The sequence below is a fragment of the Streptomyces sp. 147326 genome (assembly GCF_045000215.1).
In the GTDB taxonomy this organism is placed as follows: Bacteria; Actinomycetota; Actinomycetes; order Streptomycetales; family Streptomycetaceae; genus Streptomyces.
Genome location: NZ_CP134201.1, coordinates 4,797,501 through 4,802,500, shown reverse-complemented (window position 1 = coordinate 4,802,500; position 5,000 = coordinate 4,797,501). Strand labels below are relative to the sequence as shown.

The window sequence follows — 5,000 nt, the reverse complement described above, 5'->3', positions numbered from 1 at the left end:
GTAATCGGGTGCACACATCACTTAGAGCGGGCACGTCAGGTCGGAATAAGACCGACGCGCCACAACGTCCTCGCTGTGTAATTGCCTGCCAGTACCCGAAGGCCCGACAGGACTTTTTCAAAGGAACCTCATCCACCGAAGTGGACGGGGTATCAACTTCTGGCGTTGATTTTTGGCACGCTGTTGAGTTCTCAAGGAACGGACGCTTCCTTCGTACTCACCCTCTCGGGCTTTCCTCCGGGCTTTTCGTTCTGTGTTCTTGCGTTTCCGACTCTATCAGACTCTTTCGGGCCCGACTTCCTCGGTGCTTTCCAGTTCCTGCGCTTTCGCGCTTTCCCTTTCCGGCGATTCCGACTCTATCAGAAGTTCTCCACCGGATTTCCCCGGCTTCGATTCCCGAATGAAGAGTCGAGTGTCCCCACTCGAAAGTGATTCCTTGTGGGGGCTGCTGCCGAGCGTGTCCCGCTCCAGGCAACTTCTCGACTCTACAACTCGGCCTGGGAGGTGTCAAAACCGCCCGTCTCCGGTGCCGGGCGACGTCGTCCGGCAGCCCCCACGACGTTATGCGGTCGTGGGGGCGTCCCAGCTCCTGCCGCCGCCGCGCCCGCCCTGTCAGCCCTTCCTGGTGATCATGTCGATCACGTCGTGGGCTGTGCCGTCGAAACCGGCGACCTCGCTGCTGCGGGGGAACATGGCCTGCTCGTACTCGGCGAGCGCGGCCTCGAGATCGTCGGGGTGGGCGGCGAGGGCCTGGCCGAGTTCGGCGCCGTCGAGCATGGCGAGGTTGGCGCCTTCGCCGTTCGGAGGCGCGAGGTGCGCGGCGTCGCCGATCAGGGTCACCCCCGGTACTCGATCCCACCGGTGCTCGGCGGGCAGGGCGTACTGGGGGCGCAGGGTCGGCCCGGTGTCTCCGTCGGTGATCAGCGCGGTGAGTTCCGGTGCCCAACCGTCGAACTCGCGCGCGATCCGCGCGGTGGCCGCGGCGGCATCGGTGAAGTCGATGGCGGCGAACCAGTCCTGCGGCCTGGCCAGCGCCACATAGGTGTGCAGGGTGTCCCCGCTTTCCCGGTGGGCGAAGATCTCCCTGCCCGGCGCGGGCGCGATCAGCATCCCGCCGCCGACCGCCTCAGCGGCGGCGGGGTGACGGGTGTCGGCGTCGAACAGGTACGTCTCGACGTACGACGTGCCGGCATACTCGGGTGTGGCCGTGGACAGCAGCGGCCGGACCCGCGACCAGGCGCCGTCCGCACCGACCAGCAGGCGGGTGACGACCGTGCCGCCGCCGTCGAACGTCACCTCGTGGCGGCCCTCGCCGAGGGCGCGGGTACTGGTCGCCTTGTGCCCCCACCGGACGGTACCGGCCGGGAGCGAGTCGAGCAGGACCCGTCGTAACTCACCGCGCTGCACCTCGGGGCGTCCGCCCGTGCCGTCGTCTGCCTTGTCGAGCAGGACGGTCCCGTCCGGGTCGAGGACCCGCATCGCTTGACGGCCCTCCAGGACGATGGCGTGGAACTCCTCCATCAGGCCGGCCGCCTTGAGGGCGAGCTGCCCGTTGTAGTCGTGGATGTCGAGCAGCCCGCCCTGCGTGCGGGCCCACGGGGAGGGCTCGGCCTCGTAGACCGTGACGGGTATTCCGTGGACGTGCAGGACGCGGGCCAGCGTGAGTCCGCCGAGTCCTGCGCCGATGACGGTGACGGGTGTGTGCATCGTGGCTCCTTCGAGATCGGGCCGCCGGTGGAGTCCGGCCGGCCGTCTCTGCAAAGGTCCCAAGCCCCGCCGACGAGCCGCCGACAGCTGACCCACGGCGCCGACAGCTGACCGACACCGCGGCTCCGCCCCGCAATCCCCGTGGTGGGCTGGAGGCAGATTCGGAACCGCCGCCCCTGGGGTCTGGATCGCCGCAGTCGACGATCGGCCTGGAGGTGCCATGCCCATGGAGATGAAGCTGAGCGCGATATCGCTCGACTGCCCTGATCCGCCGGCTCTGGTGGCCTTCTACCAGCAGGCCACCGGCCTCGAACCCCACCTGATGTCGGACGCGGACTTCGCCGGCCTCAATCGTGAGGACGGACTCCTGCTCGGCTTCCGGCGGGTCGACGACTACCGGGCTCCGATGGCCGAGGCCCGTCTGCTGGACTGGGGGCGGGCAAGCCGCTTCATCAGTCCGATGAGGACAGGTGGCGGGTCCTCACCGATCCGGCTGGGCATCCCTTCTGCCTCGTCAGAGGCTGATCAGGGGCAAGGGCCCGTCATGAACAGCGCTGCGGGACCGAAGGCAAGCGGCGTCGCAGGCCTCAGCAAGGTGTCACCTCAGGCTCGACCACGCGCAGGCCCCAGGGTTCGAGGGTTCCAGCGTGCCGTCGCAGAACCCGGCGAGGAACTGCACCGCCCCGCCCTCGTAGCGCCACCAGGCTCCGCCTCGCCCTGCAACCGCGACCCGCCACGCCTGCGGAGACTCTCCGGGGCGGTGCCCAAACCCTCCTCGCCCAGAGGCCAGTCGAGCGCGGCCGGCTCCGAACGGCGGTGGCCGAGCAGGCCGGGAACGGCCCGACCGGCGTCTGCGTCTCGATGAGGTCGGCTGTCATGGGCAGCAGCCGGGCAGGAGCTCAGAGGTTGACGCGTTTGAGGTAGACCCGGCTGCGGTGCGGGATGGTCTGGTACCAGACCATGAGGTGCTCGTCCTCGTACGTACGCAGCCGCATCGGGTGCGGGTCCTCGTAGAGGCTGCCGTCCTTGGGGTCGATCGCCATCGACGCCAGGTCGACCAGGCCGTCCATGACGGCGGTGACCAGCTCCTGGTGCTCCGCGGGCATATCGCCGAGGACCCACAGCCGACTGGGATCGCACTCCCACGCCCAACCGCTGGCGTTCTCCACGCCTTCGCCCCGCGCGGTCACTGACCGATCTCGCGCTGCGCCTCGGCGAGGATGCGGCTGCTCGTCTCCATGGCGGCCCGGAACTCGTCCTCCGTCGAGTTCGGATCCCCGGCCACCCGCTCCGCCTCGTGCAGCGCCGCCGAGCGCGCCGGCCAGCGGTGGATCGCCACGTGCGTGGCCCATTTGATCAGGAAGAACCGCAGCGGGTTGATGGCACCGGTCTCCGCGGCACGGTCGAAGGCCTCGTTGCACTCCTTGTCGAGCGCGGCCAGGCTGGCCATGTCGATGCGGCGTACGGCGTCCCGGAGGGCTTCCCGTGTCATGGCCGGCTGAGGAATGAGCGGCCCGCCGTCTTCCAGCTGCTGTGCAGTCATCGCGTCCTCCAGAGGAACGCGGCCAGGATACCCAGCCGAGCCCGCGACACTGCCGGTAAACGCAGAAAAGCCCCGCACCGGACCCGGAGGTCTGGTGCGGGGCTTCCGCAATGATTGTTCGGCGGCGTCCTACTCTCCCACAGGGTCCCCCCTGCAGTACCATCGGCGCTGAAAGGCTTAGCTTCCGGGTTCGGAATGTAACCGGGCGTTTCCCTAACGCTATGACCACCGAAACACTATGAAATTTGAACGCTGGCATGAACACAGCTGTTCGTTATTTCAGAACTAACACAGTGGACGCGAGCAACTGAGGACAAGCCCTCGGCCTATTAGTACCAGTCAGCTTCACCCGTTACCGGGCTTCCACATCTGGCCTATCAACCCAGTCGTCTACTGGGAGCCTTACCCTCTCAAGGAGGTGGGAATACTCATCTTGAAGCAGGCTTCCCGCTTAGATGCTTTCAGCGGTTATCCCTCCCGAACGTAGCCAACCAGCCATGCCCTTGGCAGGACAACTGGCACACCAGAGGTTCGTCCGTCCCGGTCCTCTCGTACTAGGGACAGCCCTTCTCAATATTCCTACGCGCACAGCGGATAGGGACCGAACTGTCTCACGACGTTCTAAACCCAGCTCGCGTACCGCTTTAATGGGCGAACAGCCCAACCCTTGGGACCGACTCCAGCCCCAGGATGCGACGAGCCGACATCGAGGTGCCAAACCATCCCGTCGATATGGACTCTTGGGGAAGATCAGCCTGTTATCCCCGGGGTACCTTTTATCCGTTGAGCGACGGCGCTTCCACAAGCCACCGCCGGATCACTAGTCCCGACTTTCGTCCCTGCTCGACCCGTCGGTCTCACAGTCAAGCTCCCTTGTGCACTTACACTCAACACCTGATTGCCAACCAGGCTGAGGGAACCTTTGGGCGCCTCCGTTACCCTTTGGGAGGCAACCGCCCCAGTTAAACTACCCATCAGACACTGTCCCTGATCCGGATCACGGACCGAGGTTAGACATCCAGCACGACCAGAGTGGTATTTCAACGATGACTCCACCCCAACTGGCGTTGAGGTTTCACAGTCTCCCACCTATCCTACACAAGCCGAACCGAACACCAATATCAAACTGTAGTAAAGGTCCCGGGGTCTTTCCGTCCTGCTGCGCGAAACGAGCATCTTTACTCGTAGTGCAATTTCACCGGGCCTATGGTTGAGACAGTCCGAGAAGTCGTTTACGCCATTCGTGCAGGTCGGAACTTACCCGACAAGGAATTTCGCTACCTTAGGATGGTTATAGTTACCACCGCCGTTTACTGGCGCTTAAGTTCTCAGCTTCGCACGCCCGAAAGCGCACTAACCGGTCCCCTTAACGTTCCAGCACCGGGCAGGCGTCAGTCCGTATACATCGCCTTACGGCTTCGCACGGACCTGTGTTTTTAGTAAACAGTCGCTTCTCGCTGGTCTCTGCGGCCACCCCCAGCTCACGGAGTAAATCCGATCACCAGTGATGGCCCCCCTTCTCCCGAAGTTACGGGGGCATTTTGCCGAGTTCCTTAACCATAGTTCACCCGAACGCCTCGGTATTCTCTACCTGACCACCTGAGTCGGTTTAGGGTACGGGCCGCCATGAAACTCGCTAGAGGCTTTTCTCGACAGCATAGGATCATCCACTTCACCACAATCGGCTCGGCATCAGGTCTCAGCCTTAATGAGGGACGGATTTGCCTACCCCTCGGCCTACACCCTTACC

Annotated in this window: 3 protein-coding genes, 2 rRNA genes and 1 pseudogene (1 of these 6 only partly in view); 1 reads left to right on the top strand and 5 read right to left on the bottom strand. The window is 64.5% G+C overall.

The window, feature by feature from the left end; genetic code table 11:
* Positions 1–612 precede the first annotated feature (612 nt).
* Positions 613–1,707, bottom strand: a complete 1,095-nt coding sequence (locus tag RIU97_RS21945; RefSeq protein ID WP_404959276.1) for an FAD-dependent oxidoreductase — start codon at positions 1,705–1,707, stop codon at positions 613–615.
* A 220-nt stretch (positions 1,708–1,927) separates the two neighbouring features.
* Here RIU97_RS21945 and RIU97_RS21940 point away from each other — a divergent pair.
* Positions 1,928–2,232: pseudogene (locus tag RIU97_RS21940) on the top strand (VOC family protein).
* Between the two features lie 374 nt (positions 2,233–2,606).
* Here the strand turns inward: RIU97_RS21940 and RIU97_RS21935 are convergent.
* From RIU97_RS21935 to RIU97_RS21920, 4 genes are all read right to left on the bottom strand, one after another.
* A complete protein-coding gene (locus RIU97_RS21935; RefSeq protein WP_404959274.1) occupies positions 2,607–2,813 on the bottom strand; it encodes a hypothetical protein in 207 nt (68 codons plus the stop codon).
* An 80-nt stretch (positions 2,814–2,893) separates the two neighbouring features.
* Positions 2,894–3,250: a hypothetical protein gene (locus RIU97_RS21930; RefSeq protein WP_404959272.1), complete on the bottom strand. Its 357-nt coding sequence runs from the start codon at positions 3,248–3,250 to the stop codon at positions 2,894–2,896.
* Positions 3,251–3,366: 116 nt separating this feature from the next.
* Positions 3,367–3,483: ribosomal RNA gene (rrf, locus tag RIU97_RS21925) — 5S ribosomal RNA — on the bottom strand.
* A gap of 76 nt (positions 3,484–3,559) precedes the next feature.
* Positions 3,560–5,000 (bottom strand): 23S ribosomal RNA (locus RIU97_RS21920) (it continues 1,683 nt past the right edge of the window).